The organism is Pedobacter nyackensis (assembly GCF_032678475.1).
In the GTDB taxonomy this organism is placed as follows: domain Bacteria; phylum Bacteroidota; class Bacteroidia; order Sphingobacteriales; family Sphingobacteriaceae; genus Pedobacter; species Pedobacter nyackensis_A.
In genome coordinates, this window is record NZ_JAVTSF010000005.1 from 227,046 (window position 1) to 246,065 (window position 19,020).

At 41.0% G+C, this 19,020-nt stretch carries 6 protein-coding genes; 3 read left to right on the forward strand and 3 right to left on the reverse strand.

Translation table 11 applies throughout. The features are described from left to right. Window positions 1-17: 17 nt before the first annotated feature. Window positions 18-11,906 carry a putative Ig domain-containing protein gene (locus R2Q84_RS17355; RefSeq protein WP_316817848.1) on the reverse strand — a complete coding sequence of 3,963 codons (11,889 nt, stop codon included), beginning with the start codon at window positions 11,904-11,906 and terminating at the stop codon, window positions 18-20. Between the two features lie 302 nt (window positions 11,907-12,208). Here R2Q84_RS17355 and R2Q84_RS17360 point away from each other — a divergent pair, with 302 nt between their 5' ends. After that, window positions 12,209-14,752 (forward strand): NACHT domain-containing protein, encoded by a 2,544-nt coding sequence (locus tag R2Q84_RS17360; RefSeq protein WP_316817849.1) that lies wholly within the window; start codon window positions 12,209-12,211, stop codon window positions 14,750-14,752. 58 nt (window positions 14,753-14,810) lie between these two features. Here the strand turns inward: R2Q84_RS17360 and R2Q84_RS17365 are convergent, their stop codons facing one another. Next, the gene (locus R2Q84_RS17365; RefSeq protein ID WP_316817850.1) at window positions 14,811-16,406 is read right to left on the reverse strand and encodes a S8 family peptidase; all 1,596 of its coding nucleotides are present in this window, start codon (window positions 16,404-16,406) and stop codon (window positions 14,811-14,813) included. A 181-nt stretch (window positions 16,407-16,587) separates the two neighbouring features. Continuing rightward, on the reverse strand, window positions 16,588-17,025 hold the full coding sequence (locus R2Q84_RS17370; protein WP_316818027.1) for an Rrf2 family transcriptional regulator: 438 nt from the start codon (window positions 17,023-17,025) through the stop codon (window positions 16,588-16,590). A gap of 255 nt (window positions 17,026-17,280) precedes the next feature. Between R2Q84_RS17370 and R2Q84_RS17375 the strand changes: the two genes are divergently transcribed. Continuing rightward, window positions 17,281-17,592 (forward strand): hypothetical protein, encoded by a 312-nt coding sequence (locus tag R2Q84_RS17375; RefSeq protein WP_316817851.1) that lies wholly within the window; start codon window positions 17,281-17,283, stop codon window positions 17,590-17,592. 96 nt (window positions 17,593-17,688) lie between these two features. Beyond that, window positions 17,689-19,017, forward strand: coding sequence for a sigma-54 dependent transcriptional regulator (locus R2Q84_RS17380; protein WP_316817852.1), 1,329 nt, complete (start codon window positions 17,689-17,691; stop codon window positions 19,015-19,017). The last annotated feature ends 3 nt before the right edge of the window (window positions 19,018-19,020 follow it).

Below are 19,020 nucleotides of genomic sequence, written 5' to 3' on the forward strand. Positions count from 1 at the left end.
ATTGTTCCCGGATACATTTATCTTAAAAGTGTTACGGTACCTTTTTTAGTCGCTTTTTTACCGTCGTTAAACTCAACATCCAGGTAATACACATACACTCCGTTTGGTTGCATCTGTCCTTTGTAAGTTCCGTCCCAACCATTTTGAATGGTTAGTGACTCATATAAGAACTGCCCCCACTGATTGTATATACGGAACTTCATTTTTGCTATAGTATTTCCGTACACATACAACACATCATTTTTACCATCGTTATTTGGCGTAAACGTATTCGGAACAAAAATCTCATTGCCTAGTGGATTATCGCTGCTACCATTAAAGGTAGTCGCATCGCTCAACTGGCAATCCAGCTGACCTTTGGCCCTTACCCTGATCGTAACTTTTTGGTCAGGTTGTAAGCCAGCGATAAGATGAGAGGTTCCTGCAGCTCCAGAGCTTGGCTGTATCCATGTTAAACCATTATCTATTGAAACCTCATAACCCGTTGCATCGGGTATCGCTGCCCACGCAAAAGTGACACTCGTTGCAGTTCGTGATTGTACTAAAACTACAGGAGCGGCCAGTTTTGCTGACACAGTAAGCGTAACTGCGGTCCGTGTAGCACTTGAGCAACCAGTTAGAACATTGCTGGCTCCTACATAGTAAATAGTTGTCGCATTTAGTACAGGAACATTAAATGTAGTTCCGTCGGCCAGAGCAGTTCCGCCTGTTGCTACACTATACCAGGTATACTTCAATGAAGGGTCTGGATTGTTGACCGTCAACACGGCAGTACTACCTGGACACAATGGATCCGAAGCACCTGAAACTGATGGAGGTGGCAATGGAATTGCACCAGCATTTACAATAACAGGTGTACGTGAGGTGCTGATACAGTTTCCAGATTTGGCTTCAACATAAAAAGTCGTAGTTGCTGCTGTAATTGGTTGCGTGGTAAAGGTTGTGCCTGAGCCCAATATAGTCGTACTAATGGCCGTTGCATACCAGTTGTAAGTTACACCTGATACCGGTCCGGATACCGTTAAAGTTGCCGAACTTCCAAGGCAGGTGTTAACAGTACCTAAAGCCACTGCTGGAACCGCAGGTTTGGTTGTCACATTTACAGTAACTTTAACTCTTCCCGTTGCAGTTCCACAACCAGCAGCGCTTGTTGCAAGCACATAGAAGTCAGTCGTTGCACTTAAAACACCTGTAGTGAAAGATGTACCTGTACCAACCGGAGCACCTCCATTCGGCACATTGTACCAGCTATAGGTAATTCCAGCTTGTGCATTTTGTATCGTTAGCGTAGTCGCTTCCTCAGAACAAATTGTGGTCCCGGTAGTAGCAACACCAGGGGTATTTGGTAATGGGTTAACCGTTACCGTCACTACTTTAGCTGTCCCCGCAACGTTTTCACAGCGGTTATCGCCTTTCACAGTTACATAATAAGTAGTGGTTTCAGTAAGCGCTTTTTCTAGTACCGGTCCGGTAAACACAGCATTTGTCAATGCTGCATCACTGTACCAGGTAAATACAGGTTTGGTCACTGTAGTACTGCTGGCTGTTAATTTAACGGTAGTACCCGCACAAACAGGGGTCTCAGCTCCTGCTACAACCACATCAGAAGCGATTGCAGGAGGGTTCACCACCAGGGTAACAATTTTAGCATCACCGCTGGCATTCTCGCAACGATTGCTTCCTCTTACAGTTACATAGTATGTTTTAGTTGCAGTTAATACAGGTTCGAATACAGGACCGGTAAATGCAACATCTGTCAGGGCCGCATTGTTGTACCAGGTAAACACTGCATTGTCAACAGTTGTACTGCTAGCCGTTAACATTGCTTTTGAACCAGCACAGAAACCTGTATTGGTTCCGGCAACCGTGATATCAGCAGCTAATGCCGGTGGATTTACTGTTAAAGTAACCACTTTAGCGTCTGCTTTCAGATTTTCACATTGGTTTGATCCGCGAACGGTTACATAATAAGTTGTAGTTGCAGTAAGTACCGGTTCAAACACTGGTCCTGTAGCAGCCACATCGGTCAGGTTTGCATCCCTGTACCAGGTAAATACCGGGGTGTTTACAGTTGTACTGCTAGCCGTTAATTTCGCCTTAGTTCCTTTACAGAATGGGGCATCATTTCCTGCTATTGTAATATCACCAGCTGTTGACGGTTTGTTTACAATGATAACTACTGTTTTCGCATTTGCCGGTGTATTTGGACATCTGTTGTCCCCGCTAACCGTTACATAGTAGGTAGTACCCACTGTTACAGTTGGCTCATAAACAGGACCTCTGAATACCTCGTTCAATAGTCCGGAATCACTGTACCATATAAATTTAGGATTGGTTATCGCAGCATTTGCCGTTGCAGTTAAAGTTGCTTTTGCTCCGGCGCAGAATGGAGTTCCATTTCCTGTAACAGTAATATCTGCGGCTGTTGATGGTGTATTTACAATAACTGTTATTGACTTACCTGTATTAGGTAGGTTTTCACATTTATTAGCCCCCTTAACCGTTACATAATAAGTTGTTGTAGCGGTAATGGCCTTCTCAAATACAGCACCCGTAAATGCTGCATTTGTTAAGGCCGCATCAGTATACCAGGTAAATATAGGGTCGGTAACAGTAGTACTCGCAGCATTTAGCTTAACGGTTGCCCCTGCGCAAATTGGCAAATCGGCACCCGATAAAATTAAATCCGAAGCATCTGCAGGTTTATTCACAATAAGTGTTACAATTTTTGCATCACCAGGTACATTTGGACATTTATTAGCACCACTAACGGTTACGTAATAGGTTGTAGTAACCGCCACTACTGGTTCAAACACAGGACCGGTAGCAGCTATATCTGTTAAGGCTGCATCTTTATACCAGGTAAATACGGCACCAGTTACAAGCGGGGCTGTTGCTGTTAACAGCGCTTTTGTACCCGCACAGAATGGTGCATTGTTTCCGGTAACGGCGATGTCAGCTGATACCGCAGGCGGGTTAATCACCACAGTAACGACCTTCGCTCCTGCTTTCAAACTTTCACATCTGTTCGTTCCCCTTACAGTTACATAGAAGGTTGTACTTGCTGTTAATACAGGTTCGAATATTGGTCCGGTAAATACGGCGTCTGTAAGATCAGCATCTCTATACCAGGTAAATACAGGATTGTCAACTGTGGTACTGCTTGCAGTGAATTTAGCTGTTGTTCCCTTACAGAACGGAGCATTATTGCCAGCAACACTAAGATCGGCCTGTGTGGATGGGTTGTTAACCACAATGGCTACAACTTTTCCAGTTCCAGACTCATTAGGACATCTGTTGTCACCACTAACAGCTACATAATATGTAGTGCTGGCAGTTAATGTTGGTTCGTAGATGGCACCTCTGAATATTTCAACAGTTAATGCGGCATCACTATACCATATAAATTTAGGGTTCACGATTGCAGCATCTGCAGTCGCTGTTAATTTTGCTTTTACTCCGGCACAGAACGGCCCATCATTTCCGGCAACTGTAATATCAGTAGCTACCGATGGTGTATTTACAGTTACCGTTACTTTTTTAGCATCTGCCGGCAAATTAGGACATTTATTATCTCCACTAACGGTTACGTAATAAGTAGTAGTTACGGTAACCACTGGCTCATACACAGCGTTACTTGAAACCGGGTTGGTCAATGCGGCATCCGTATACCATGTAAATTTCGGATTACTTACAGTTGTTGAACTTGCTGTCAACAAAGCTTTTGCCCCTTTACAGAACGGTGCATCTGCTCCTGTGACATTGATATCAGCCGCTACTGCAGGTGGGTTCACAACAATGTTCACTACTTTTGCATTCGCAGGTCCGCCATCGCAAACGTCATCACCACTTACACTCACATAAAATGTAGTATTAGCTGTAATAATTGGCTCATACACCGCATTCGTAGATACCGGGTTAGTCAATGCAGCATCAGTAAACCAGGTAAATTTCGGATTAACGATCGCACTGCTAGCCGTTAAAGTTGCCTTAGTATCTTTACAGAATGGCAAATCGGCTCCCGTTACAGCAATGTCAGCTGGAGTAGATAACCGTTTAACAGTCAATGTAATCATTGTACGTGCAGCCATGCTGATACATGAATTTGCATTTGAAGCTTCTACATAGAAGTTGTATACTCCTGGAGTCAGGTTCGCTGCAGTTGTATAAGTATCCGTGTTTGTTGCCAATTGGTTTCCGGCAGTCAAAGCATCAAACCAGTTAAAGCTTACACCAGCTACGGGAGTTACAGCAAGTACAACTGCCACATTAGGACAAACACTTTTAAGGTTTGTCGCAACTGGCACCGGTGCACCTGGTGCCGGTAATATGGTTACGGTAACTTTAGTTTTTGCACTGGCGCAATCATTACGACTTGCAGTTACAAAATAATCGTAAGTACCCGCAGCCAATGTTGTTTCAGTGGTATACGAGCTACCTGTTCCAACTGGGGTACCATCATCTTTATACCAGGTATAAGTAATTGGTCCTCCTAGCGGTGACGGGTTCTGAACGTTCAAGGTTGCCGCTTTTCCTACACAGGCAGAAGCGTTTGCACTTGTTACTTTTGGCGCAACCAGTACACGTTGTGCGTAGTTGAAATCAAGTGTTGTTAAAGCGGCTACAAGACCTGATCTTAATCTAAGCTCAATACCATCGAATGGTTTTGTAGGCACGAATGAAATGATTCCATCGCTGTCACCACTCAATAATTCCAGATGAATCAGCGGATTATCGGCAAGCAACATATCATTGTTACTTAATGTCCCCTGGAATGTAGTTAACTCAATAGAAGGCAATACTGCTAATGAAAGTAATTTCCCCGGAGCGCTGATACGCACACGTACAGTATCTCCAATTGTAGATAAACCGTTGAACCCTACTTGCTGATACACAGATGCACCAAGTGCACCAACTGGCATAACTAGCGAAGAAGCACTCTCGGCATCAGCATCAGTAGCTCTTTCCTTATTAAATACTCCAGTCAGCAAGGCAACACCATCTACACCCTCTCTCACCAATACTGTAGCAAGCTCACATGGAACCCCACTTGGGTCTTTGGCAGGTAATACAGTTACTACCACAGCTGCTTCTGCCGAAGCAGGACATCCTCCAGCAAGTTCTGCAGTTGCATAAAACGTAAAGGTTTTAGGCGTATTACCTGGATTGTTTAAGACTGCTGTAATATAACGGGCATCAGTTGATACAACCGTATTTAATGGAAAATCATCGTACCATTTAAAGTTGGCACCAGCAGTACTGGACGTTGCAGTTAATACAGCGGAAGTTCCAGACTTAATGGTTACTGCCATTGGTGTAATTACCGGTTTATCCAAACCATTTAAAGTAATTTGTGCAGTTGCTTTTGTTGCTGAAGGCACATTACATGCGATTGAAACGGCTTCAACCGAATAACTGGTAGCAACAGTTACATTTGTGATGATGAAGGTCGCCCCATCTTTATTTGTCTGATAAACTCCAAGGTTGTCATACCATTTATAAGTAATTCCTGTAAGCGGATTTGCTACCTCAAGCCTAACATCAGATCCGGGACAAGTAGTTATCGTTGAATTAACCAACGTAGGCGATACAGGTACCGGAGTTACAGTAACATCAACCTTGGTTTTATAACTCACGCAACCAGTGGTACTGGTAGCAGCTACATAATAAGTTTTATTTGTTGTTAATCCTGCAATGTTGAACGTAGTTCCCGTAGCCAAAGCTACGGCATCTGTCGCCCTCGAATCATACCATTTATAGGTAAGTGCCGCATTGGGATTTTTAACCGTAAGCGTTGCTGGTGTATTCGCACAAATCGTAGGATTAGCCACTACCAGAGTAGGTGCTACTAAAATGCGATGTGCATAATTTACATCTATAGTCGAAAGCACACCTGCAAGTCCTGAATTCAAACGAACTTCCAGCTGATCAAATGCTGCTGCAGGAACAAAGCTAAGCAAGGCCTGGCTATTGTTACTCAACAGCTCCAGATTGATCAAGTTACTGTTTAAAGAAAGTGCATCATTGTTACTTGTCGCGCCATTATAAGTAGAAACCCGAATGCTTGACAATAAACCCAGAGACAATAATTTTCCTGGTGCACTTAGTAATACCTTAACGGTATCTCCGGCACTAGAAACAGAACCAAATCCTAAACGCTGATAAACTGAAGCGCCCAGAAGGCCAACAGGCATCACTAATGACGAACCAGTTCTGGTATCACCATCAACAGCCAATTGTGGATTAAATACAGCTGAAAGTAGTGCCACACCGTTAACATCGTGTGTTTCTGAAATTGCGGCTTCACACGGAACCGGGCTAGGCAAGCTATTGTCAACAGTAATCGTTACCTGTACACGGCTAAGCGAAGTACAACCTGTTGTATTCGATTTAGCTTCTAAATAATAAGTAGTATTTGCAGTAAGTGGTGCGGTAACATAAGTAGCACCAGTATATATTGGCGTTGTTGCATTTGCAGAAGTGTACCAGTTAAAGGTAACATTCGCATCTGGCGACGATGCATTTAAAATGACAGTCTGACCAGGCGCAACAGTTGTTGCAGAAGCCTGGATCTGTGGTAAAGTCACCACCGGATTAACAGTAACAGGTACAGCAGTACGTGTAGAAACTCCACATCCCGGATTAGCTGCTTCCACATAATAAGTAGTATTCGCAAATAATCCTGGCGTCACAAACGTTGTTCCCGTAAATACCGGAGTAACGCCCGCAGCTGTTGTATACCAGTTGTAACTTACACCCGTTACCGGGTTACTTACAGCAATACTCGTTGTTGATCCATAGCATACAGGCAATACCGTTGCAAATGCCGGTGCAGCTGGTGCTGGAGTTACATTAACTTTAACCGGTATACGTTGTAAATTTGCGCAACCGGCTTTGCTCACTTCTATATAATAAGTTGTTGAGGCATTAAGTATAGGGGTAGTAAAAGTTGTACCATTACCAAGAGATGCTCCTCCGTTTGATGCCGCATACCAATTTAGTATTGTACCACCATTTGCTGTAGCAGTTAAAGTAGTCGTATTGCCTGCACAAATGGTTTGACCAGTTGCGGCAACTGTTGGATTAGGATAAATGATCGTAGCACCATAAATTTTGTAATTGGTTAGTAAGCCCGCCACAGAACCTACCCGAATTTCAACAGCATCAAACGCAGCAGTTGCAGGGAATGTTGCCTGAACCCTGTTGCCACTTAAAAGCTGAAGATTTAACAACGAAGAATTTAAAGGATAAACTTTAACTGCAGTACCACCTTTGTAAACAGTAATTGTAGCACCGTTTAACACCCCTATATCGGCAAGGCCAACTGGGATCTCCATGTCAACACGAATGCTATCAGTGGCAGCCCCCTCCTTTCCAAACATCATTTTCTGATAAGCTACACCTGCCACATTAACACCAAGGTTAATGGTTGTAAATGTATTCGCATTTGCATCGGTAGAACCAGACGGATCAGTGATTCCGCACAACAGGCATAGTAAGGACTCAATTTTAGTTACCTGACCTGTAGCGGCATTACAGTTAGGATTAACCGGACCACTGGTCACAGTTACAACAACCGGAACCCTGGTTGCACTTTTACAGCCCGTTGCATTGGTTGTTTCAACATAATAAGTTGTGGTAGTATTTAATATAGGAGTGGTAAAGCTCGTACCTGAGCCCAAAGCTACACCACCTGTTTCTCCTGCAAACCAGCTAATGGTATTTCCTGCTTCTGCTGAAGCTTGAAGTGTAGCCGTTTGTCCGGCACTAATCGACTGACTTGAAGAAACCACAGCTAAGGCCGGAGTTGGACGTGCGGTTACGGTTACTGCAGTACGACTACTTGTTGCTGTTCCAGAAACGGCCTCTACATAATAAGTCGTATTCGCAGTTAACGCAGCAGTAGTATAAGTAGCGCCCGTAAAGATTGGTGTATTTCCTGTCGCCGCATACCAGTTATAAGTTACCAGCGGTAATGTGTTACTTACACTAAGCGCAGTCGTACTTCCCGCGCAGATACTCGTTGAAGCTACTACTGGTGCATCAACTTTTACTTTTACAGTAAAGGTTGTTGTTGTTGAATTGTTGGCTGCATCCTTTGCAGTTACCGAGAATGTAAATGTTCCACCAGTTGTCGGCGTACCGGTCAACTTACGTGTAAGCGGATTAAAATCTAATCCCGCAGGGACATTAGCGGCAGTATATGTATAAGGCCCGGTTCCACCAGTTACTTCAGGTAAAGTCTGTTCGGTATAAACCGTTCCAACAGTACCATCAACTAAAGCCATTGTTGGCAAGTTCAATGCACCAATTACTCTTAATGAATAGGTATTCGACGCTTTAGTGCCAGCGCCGTCAGTTACGGTTACACTTACGGAATACAAACCCGATTGTGTTGGCGTTCCTGAAATGACACGGGTAGTTGGATTAAAGGTAAGCCCCGGAGGAAGACTTGCTACTGTAGCAGCATAAGTATATGAGCCTGCCCCCCCTGTGGCAGCTGGAATTGGTTGTGAGGTATATCCAACATTCACATTTCCATCGGCAAGCGTTGCGGGAGGTAAAACCAATGGGTTTCCTACAACAATCGTATAGCTTCTGGTAATCGTTTTTCCGTCTCCATCTGTTACAGTAACAGGAATTGTATAAGTTCCTGCAAGTGTTGGTGTACCTGTAATCTCACGAGTTAGTGGATTAAAAGTTAACCCGCCTGGTACCTTATCCGCCGGGACAGTGTAAACAAAAGGACCTATTCCACCTGTTGCTGCCGGAATAACCTGAGTTGGGTAAGGAATTCCTACTGTACCATTTGCAAGTGTTGCCGGAGGTAAAGCTAGTGGATCCCTAACCACAATCGTGTAATTTATTGTTTTTGTATTTCCATTTGCATCGGTAACCGTTACAGGAAACACATAAGTTCCAGCCTGAGCTGGTGTACCCGTAATTTCACGGGTTGCCGGATCAAAGTCTAATCCCGGAGGAAGACTTGTTTCAGGATCACTATAAGTATAAGGTCCTGTACCGCCGGATGCTTCCGGAAGTGTTTGTTTTGGATAAACTACGCCAACAGTTCCGTTAGGAAGTAATGCTGTCTCAAGTGATAAAGCACCTTTTATTGTTAAACTAAATGGCGTTACAGCTGTACAGCCTTTGCTATCTGTAGCCAGAATAGAGAAGGTATAGGTATCTTCCGGAGCCGTTGGTGTTCCAGAGATCACTCCCGTTGCAGACAGACTTAATCCGGCAGGAAGTGCAGTTCCAGGAGCTACCGTATAGTTAAATGCTGGTGTACCACCTGTTGCAGCCGTAATTTGTTTAGCATAGGTAGATGCTAAATTTGCATTCGCTAAAGTAGTGGTTGGAAAAACTATGGCAGGGTTTACATTCACTTTAACAGGAATGCGTTCTGCATTTACGCAAGTCCCTTTACCTACTTGTATATAATAAGTTGTAGATGTGGTCAGTCCTGTTGGAGAGTAACTATTTCCTGAAGCCAGCTCAATACCGCCTGTTTCATCGGCATACCATTTCAGGGTGGTGCCATCAACCGGAGTTGCAGTTAGCGTAGTTCCAGTACCAGAACAAATATTCAGGCCAGTTGTAGCAACTATTGGATTTGGATAAATTACTGTTGCACCATAAACATTTACGGTAGTCAAGGCTGTCACTACAGCACCCAACCGTATTTCGATACCATTATAGGCGGCCCCAGCGGGAATCGTTACTTTAAAACGACCTCCACCCAATAGGCTTAAATTTAATAACGAAGAGTTCAGATTATAAGTTTTAACAACTGCACCGTTCATCAGCACATTTGCTGTGATACCACCCAACACTGAAACATCCGCTAGACCACCAGGTATACCTAATTCCAGACGAATACTGTCTGTACCAACACCTATGTTAGGGAAAATCAAACGTTGATATGCAGAACCTGCAACCCCCACAGCTAACCTGATACTTGAAAAGTTAGTTAAATCTGCATCAATTGCAGACATTGGGTTTTCTACACCACATCCAACACAAAGCAAGCCGTTTACACCATTACTTTGCGCGTTGGGAACATTACAAGCTAAACCCGGATCAATATTGGTTACCGTAACAAGAACGGCAATTCGATTAGCACTTAAACAACCACCTGCACTTTGTGTCCCTACATAATAAGTAGTATTTACATTTAGGGCAGGTGTAATAAAGTCGTTTCCTGTAGCAACTGGTGTTCCCCCCTGTTCAGTTGTATACCAATTTACAGTACTACCCACATCAGCTTTAGCAGTAAGGGAAGCGCTTTGCCCTTTAGAAATTGTTACATTGATTAAGGTCACCTCCGCATCGGCAGGAATTGGATTAACTGTTACATCTACCTTAGTGCGGACACTCGCACAAGCTCCTATAACAGATTCCACATAATATGATTTACCCGCCGCTAAATTTGGCGTAACAAAAGTTGTTCCTGTAAAAACCGGGCTACCTCCTGTTTCAAGTTCGTACCATTTATAGATCTCTCCTGCAACTGGCGTATTGACCGCTAAGGTTGTATTAGAACCACTACATATTGGAAGCGGAACTGATACAACCGGTATGGATGGTTTATTAACTGTAATCCTTACCAGTTTCCGTGGTGTTTCATTTGTACAGTTGTCCCTTTTTCCGGATACATAAAAATCATGAACACCAGTAGCAAGGGCCGCAGGTGTAAAGCTTGTGCCTGTAACTCCTGTACCTCCGGTAGCCTGAGTATACCAGGTGTAAGTTGCACCTGCTTCTGGTGTATTGATGCTTAAAACTACAGCATCACCTGAGCAAGCAATCGCATTGGCTGAAACTGTAGTTGTTGTATTTATTTTTATTGATGTTGGTAATGCCATTGAACGGGAAACTTCGTGAAGATTCACCGCGTTTAATACATTAGCTACACCGCCTACCCTGATTTGAACCCGGTCAAACAAGGTTGTCGGCGCAAAAGTTACCACCCCAATGGTACTTCCGGGACTCAAAAGCCGAAGGTTAAGTAACCCACTACCACTAACCGGCGTTCCGGGGATATCGCCGTTAAAAGTTTGAATGGAAATTGCACTTAATAAATCGGCAGATACCAGGGCACTTCCAGTAGACATTAATACGCGTACTGAATCACCAGCTTTAGACAAACCGGGGAATATAACCGTTTGCTGAGTATAGCCTAAAACACCTGCTACTGCACCCAACGTAGCATAAGTAGCCTCATTCCCATCCATTGCATTGAGTGGATTCGAAACTCCACCCAGACCTGCAATATTTGAAGATATCCCATGTAATTCATCAACTGGCAGATCGCAATTTATATTTGTTGCATCTTTTAAATAATAAGCGTGATAAACATCTATTGATGCAGCGGCACTTACAAGCCCACCATCTATTGTCACCCTTATCCTATTATAAGGTACACCTGGAGAAGGGATAAAAACTTCCGTCTGATTACCCACCGCCAAAAGCGTTAATAATCCAGAGTTCCCATCATACTCGTTTCCAACAAGCTGACCGGCTGCATTAACAGCCTGAAGTTTAATACCCCCGAGGAGGTTAGCCGTTAACAGTTTTTCGCCGGTACCTAATTTAACTACTGCCGCAGGGCTACCGGTTAAGTTCGTCGGAGAAAATATAAGATCCTGAGAAACCCGGGCTCCGAGTAATGCCACTGTCAGGTTTACGGTCGATTTCGTGTAAGGACTACCATCTGTTGCCAGCGTAGGCGTTATAACGCCACAGCCTATGCAAAGGCCTGTACTATTCGAGCTTTGTGAAGTCGCATAAACACGTTCCTTTGCTTGCGCATACGATTTTGAACTTACAATCGTTATACAAAAGAAAATAAGAAGGAAAAGATACTTTTTAAACAATTCTAGCAGGGTAGATGTCCTTTTCATAGGAGAGGGATTGAGATGATTATATAATAATGCTACAATTTTAGGCATAGATTCGATCCCATTCTCCGTTCGAATTGTTCATTCCAAGCAATTCAGAGGCGTACTATTGTTCATTTTGTTCATTATTTCTGTTCACAAAAAAACATTTTCCCGCTCAACCTCGTTTAAACGCTTGTCAGATAGGTTTTTGACCATTTGTTTTCTTTTTTTTAAATTTCTTAACAAAATAACCGCCGTTCATTATTCTTATTAAAGCATTACATTCGTTTAGTTGATTTTTTTAACGCTCACTTATAAAGTGTATGGATGAAGTATCTATCTTAAATGAACTCAAAGGATTAATCCTAATTAAAACAGGAATTAGGACGATTACTCCGGCTGATTGCAAAAGGATATCGATTGAAATCAGTAGGACATTAAATAAGAACGTTAGTGAAACCACTATTAAACGGTTGTTTGGATTTGCTGTTGTAAAACATAATTTTTCTAAATTCACCATCACTACCCTCTCAGAATATGTAAACGGAGAAAATCTGGAAAACTGGCCTTCGGCTGTTAGTCATATCAGCAACGTACCTGCAACCTGGAATGATGTAAAATATAAAGTAGCCAAGATCACGGACTTTACCCTAAAAGGTATCAAGAACCGATCAGGCATGCCTTACCAGATGACCATCAGCAGAAAATTTGCTGAACATGATTTTGATGAATTCTTTAAAAGTGACTATAGCTTTACTGCATTCATTTCTCAACCAGGTTATGGAAAAACAATTCTGTTAAGCCACGTTGTAGAAAAGTTTTTCAACAGCGCCAGCCCTATTTATAAGGATTCCTCAGTATTGTTTTTGCAAGCCTATAGCTTTTTCAACACGGAAAATATTTTGCTCAATTTTGAGGATCAGCTCAAGGCCCTGCTTAACATCCCCAAAAAGGATAGTCTGCTAAATTATATCGAAGAAAATTATCAGCAGACTAAAGGCAAGTTTGTTATTTTTCTGGATGGTTTCTCAGAACTTACACTTAAAAAAGAATTAAAGAAACAGCTATTTGAGAGCATTATTAATTTTATCTGTGCAATAGAACACTTAGATTCAATTAAATTGGTATTAAGCATGCGTTCTACCAATTGGACGCGTTTCTATGATCTGATCAGGCATTCAGCTTATTTGAGAACAAAATGGTTTACAGGTAACTACTTTAATCATACAGAAATTTCAAATGTTCCACCCCTTACTGAGAAAGAGGTTGACCAGATCATATCTAATATTGGTGGGGAGAATGTTAAGGAAATTAACCCAAAACTCAAGGCGCAACTAAAATTCCCTTTTCATATTCAATTGTACCATCAGCTAAAAGAAGAGGATCCTACATTCAATTATTCAACAAACATTACTTTCCATGAATTGATATCGAGATTTATTCAGGAAAATATATACCGTTCCAATTACTATACAGAAAAGATACTCTTCCTTAAAAAAATAATCCAGCTTACAAATTATGGTAAAGATGGAACTTCCGTTCCTAAGGATAGTCTAATCGGAGAATTAGCAGCATTCAAAAATGCATACATGGAACTGCTTTCCGATGGAATAATCATGGAAGAAAAACGATATGAAAACTATCATCCCCGGGAATTTGTCCGTTTTATACATTCACACATTTTTGAGTACTTTCTGTTTATAGAGCTTCTTGAAATTTTTCATTTACAGGTTGATCAAAAGTTTTTTCAACATGTACAAACTCAATACGAAAATGAAAGTATCCGCTTTCAGCTGATACAATGGGCACTCCGTTTCATCATACGTATCGGTGATCTGAAAGCCCTGTTCAGCATTTTTGATTTACCGCTAAATCAAAAAGAACACAACTATTTAATTCTCTTTATTGCAGAAAATTTAAAATACAGATCCAGATATAGTGCTGATACTACTTTGCTATTAAAGGAGTGTAATATCCACGACAAGATTATAGAAGAAATGATGCATTTTGACTTTGTAGATTCTTCATATAAAGAAGCAATCGAGGTCATGTCGGATATTTCGGATTCCAATGAACATCAGGTAATCTATCAGTCGCTACTCGCTATTTTGGATATGTTGAGTCTGGACGAGGAAAAAATCAATGTTCGTATGCAATCGATACGGGCGCTGGATTGTAGTGACTGGGAGTTAAATCCTTATGAAGTGATAAAGTTAGTTTATTCAAAACTGACCAATACACCGACTGAAAACCCATTGTTTCTTGCCCAGATAGAGCATTTTCAATATCCATTTTTAGGCCGGGAAAAAGCACTTAATACAAAGCAGGGAATTATCTATCTGCTGACCATTGTACTCAATTTATTTTATGGATCAGATGAGGACACCATTAAGATTATAGACCTCATCATTAAATCACATCCGCAGGAATTTAAAAAACGTTCTGCCTTTACAATATTGTTCATGAACATACTTGCTTTATCTAAATCCAGAATAAAGCCTGGTAAAAAGACAGATCAATTGATAAAAATTCTTGTTCATATTCATGAAAATAAAAACAGGTTTAAAGCCACACAAAATGCCGAATCCATTCTAAAAATGACACAGGCTTATCAGCTTAGAAACAAAGGAGAATACCTGCTGGCCAGCGAATACTGCGATGATTGCATCCACCTCTTTAAGAGAAATCATTTGAATTTAAACTGCATACTTATTTATAATCTGGTGATATCTCTTTATGCGGATTTAAACGACATTGTCAAAGTAAATGAATACAAGTATGAACGTTTATGTTTTATGGATGATCATAATATTCCCGCCAGGATTTTCGCCCTGCCAACTGAATTCACAGACTTTAAAAATCGCTAAATGAAAAAATCCCTTTTGATGTATAATCAAAAGGGATTTTTTCATTTAGTGAAATTACTTATTTTTTGTACTCAGCTGCCAATTTCAACGCATCATATGCGTTTACAATACCACCGGTAACACATAAATCTGAGAAAGGAACAGTTTTAGTATCTGTTTCAGTTTTAATCTCTACTGACTGATTAACTTTAACTACAGATTTAAGAATGATATCCTTCACCTCTACGGCCTTTAATTTAGGATAATAAGAACGAATAAGAGCTGCCAATCCTGCTACTACAGGAGCCGCCATACTTGTACCACTTAATTTTTCATATTTCGATCCTGGAACTGTTGAGTTGATATCTACACCCGGTGCAAAAACATCAACTTTTGTTTTTCCGTAGTTAGAAAAGTTAGCTTTTATCTTACCATCGTTTGTCCATGCAGAAGCACCAACAGTAATCCATGTAGCAGCTTTACCACCACCTACATATTCCGGGTCAGGGAAATTAGACTCTACTTCAAGGTCTTTATTGTCATTACCTGCAGCATGGATCAATAATACATCTTTTGAGACTGCATATTTAACAGCCTCATCCACGATTGCTTTATCCCAAGAATAAGATTTTCCGAAACTCATATTGATTACTTTAGCACCGTTATCAACCGCATAACGGATACCATTAGCAACATCTTTATCGCGTTCGTCACCATTCGGTGTGTTTCTCACGCCCATAATGACAACGTTATTGGCTACCCCCTGTATACCAAGATCATTTGTACGTACTGCTCCAATAATTCCTGCTACGTGTGAACCATGTTTCGCATCTGGACCCGCTACATCATTGTTTCCATAGAAACGTTCTTTACTATTATTTGGATCATCTCCGACGATACCACGTGGATCAAAATCAACATTTAGATTATATTCAACCTGGTTTTTATAATGATCGTAAGCAGGTTCAATCTGACTGGTATAGAACTCATCAAAGCTGGTATTTTTTAACTGGCCAACCATAATTCTCTGAATATTGGTTTCCATGTCGTCAGCAGGTTTAAATGCCTGAAAATCTTCTCTTGTGGGTTTCTCTTTTCCGATTTTCTTTACAACTGCATCGATAGCATTTTTAATACCTGAAAAACGCTCATAACCAACTTTTGCTTCAGCCAGTTCTTGCTCAAGTGCCGCTTTATTTTTCTGATAAGCTTCGAAAGCGGGAAGATCATCTGCTTTTACCGAAGTCGCATCTGAATTTGCAAATCTGGCATTGTCTCTTCTTACCAAACGCGTTAACTCCAAAGTCTCGTAGTTAATTGATCCCTTCGACGAACCTAAGAAGTTCCATCCATGTACATCATCTATATAACCATTCTTATCGTCATCTTTCCCGTTTCCCGGCTTTTCTTTTTTATTTAACCAAACTACAGGCTTTAAGTCCTCATGCTCAATATCAACACCACCATCCAATACAGCAACTATTACCGGTACAGATTTCTTTCCTTTTAACAATTCATTATAAGCTTTTTCTGTGCTGATACCAAATGTAGAATCTGCTTTCAAATCCAGATTCTGCCAGTTAGGTTTCTGAGCAAATGACACAAAAGGCATAGCTGCTAAAAAAGCCACACATAATCCCCTACCGCAGAAAAAATTCAGGTTATTCTTATTCATAGTTTTCAAAATTTTGACCAAAGTTAATTAAATTTATAAGCATCATCGTACGGAGCGATAAGTCAATATCACCCGAAATAAAATGACAATGTCATAAAAACGATCGCCGCAATGAATTTATTTCATTACGGCGATCGTGTATAAAAAATGTTATAAAAGTATCGTTTTACCTCGTATACTATTAAGTGACTAATGTATCATCAGTTTCCCTGGCAATCACATCTGCAATAGTGGTTTGAGCAAGTACTTTTAAAGTTGCATCTCTTACATCAATAAATGTTTTTCTAATTCCACAAGTTAGCTCATCATGGCATTCATCACATTTACGATAAAATTTTAAACTGGCACATGGAACCATCGCAATGGGGCCATCTGTAATCCGGAGTATATCAGCCAGATAAATTTCATTTGGATCTTTATTCAAACTATATCCCCCCCCTGCACCTTTCTTACTATATAAGTAGCCTGCATTCCGCATATCCAGCAGTATTTGCTCCAGAAACTTCCTGGGTATCATTTCCTGCTCTGCCAGCCTCACTATTTGCATAGGAGGATTTTCTCTATTCTTGCCAAGAGCAACCAGTGCCTTTATTGCATATTTCGTTTTCTTTGACAGCATACTAGCAAAGCTAAGAAAAGATTTACGCATTTATACAAAATTTGCGGTTTGACAGTTTATTTACCCCATTGCCAGATCGCTGTCTTTTAATGCTTCATCTCTCTACACATTGTGGAATAAGTCTACAGTTTCCGCGGGCAACCAAGACCACAAAACACTGAAAACAAATAAATTACCCAGAAACACTATTTATGGCACCATTCTGTATTATATCTTACCGTAACTAATTGAGAATAGAATTTAAAATTTATAACTATGAAAAAGATCATTTTATCAGCAGCATTCCTGGCATTTGCAGGATTAACCACAGTAAAAGCAAGCGAAATCAAAGTTCCAGTTGTAATTAGCACGTTGCAAGACAGTGTAACTAAAACTCCGGTTGAAGTGAAAGACCTTCCGGATGCAGTTAAAACTACCCTATCATCAGACAAGTATAAAGAATGGATTCCTACCGCAGCATTCCTTGTGACAAAAGCAGACAAATCTGAATATTATCAGGTTGATGTTAAAAAACAAGAAGAAACTGCTTCTTTAAAAATTGGAAAAGATGGTGTAGTTATTGAATAGTCCCTATATTCCTTAATTAAATAACAATTTAACACCTTACAAAAGCCGGATTTCATCCGGCTTTCGTATTTTTGCTATATTCTCTAGCGAAATCCTATGGCAAAAATACTCATCATTGAAGACGACACCACTTTTTCTCAGGTACTGGAAGGCTTTCTAGCAAAACATGGCCATGAACCGCATGTTGTTAATGATGTAAAAAAAGCTTTTAAGATAACCGATGAGCAAAACTTTGATTTGCTGTTGATAGACTATCGCTTACCCGATGGCACAGGACTAGATATTCTTTCGCATATCCTAAAAAAAGGCGCTATGCAACCAGTCATTATTATGACCAGCTTTAATGACGTCAGGACTGCTGTAAAATCAATACAGTTAGGTGCTTTTGATTACATTACAAAACCTGTTAATCCAGACGAACTGCTAATGCTTATAAAAAATGCGTTAGGTAAAAAGGGAGCATCTGATCCTGGAAAATCTGTTGAACATGCCGATGCAATAAAAGGAAAGAGTGCTATTGCCGATAAACTATATGAACACATTAACCTTGTAGCGCCTACTGATATGTCGGTGATTATACAAGGCGAAAGTGGCACGGGAAAAGAATATGCTGCAAGGGCATTGCATATGCAAAGCAAGCGAAGTGACCGGCCTTTTGTTGCTATTGATTGTGGGGCCTTATCAAAAGAACTTGCAGCAAGTGAATTGTTTGGACATGTAAAAGGTGCTTTTACAGGAGCCCTGACGGATAAAAAAGGACAGTTTGAAGCAGCCAACGGAGGTACTTTGTTTTTAGATGAAGTAGGCAATTTGAGTTATGAAGTTCAGGTTAAAATGCTGAGGGCAATTCAGGAGCGGGTTATACAACCCATCGGCAGCACCAAAACAATTAAAGTCGATGTAAGGATTATTACTGCTACAAACGACGATCTGAAAACCAGTGTAGCTAATGGGTCTTTCAGAGAAGACCTTTATCACCGCCTTAATGAATTTAAAATACAGCTCCCCGCTTTAAGGGAAAGAGGTAAAGATATTGACTTGTTTATCAACCATTTTATAAAACTTTCGAACCTGAAGCTTCAAAGAAACGTACAGCACATCTCTACACAGGCCAAAGACCTTTTATTACAATACGATTGGCCGGGTAACCTTAGAGAATTAAAGAACGTGATCAAGCGGATGGTCTTATTGACCCCCTCTGATACGGCAGATGTAGATTCGCTTCCTGAAGAGATGATTATTTCCGTGAACCAAACACCAAGGCCAAACACCTCTGATCTGAAAGTGATTAATGAAGTAAATGAAAAGGCTGTGATTATTGAAACGCTCATTAAAGTCAAATACAATAAATCAAAAGCTGCAAAACTACTAAATATTGACAGGAAGACCCTGTACAGTAAAATGGAGCGTTACGACATAGAATAGTCT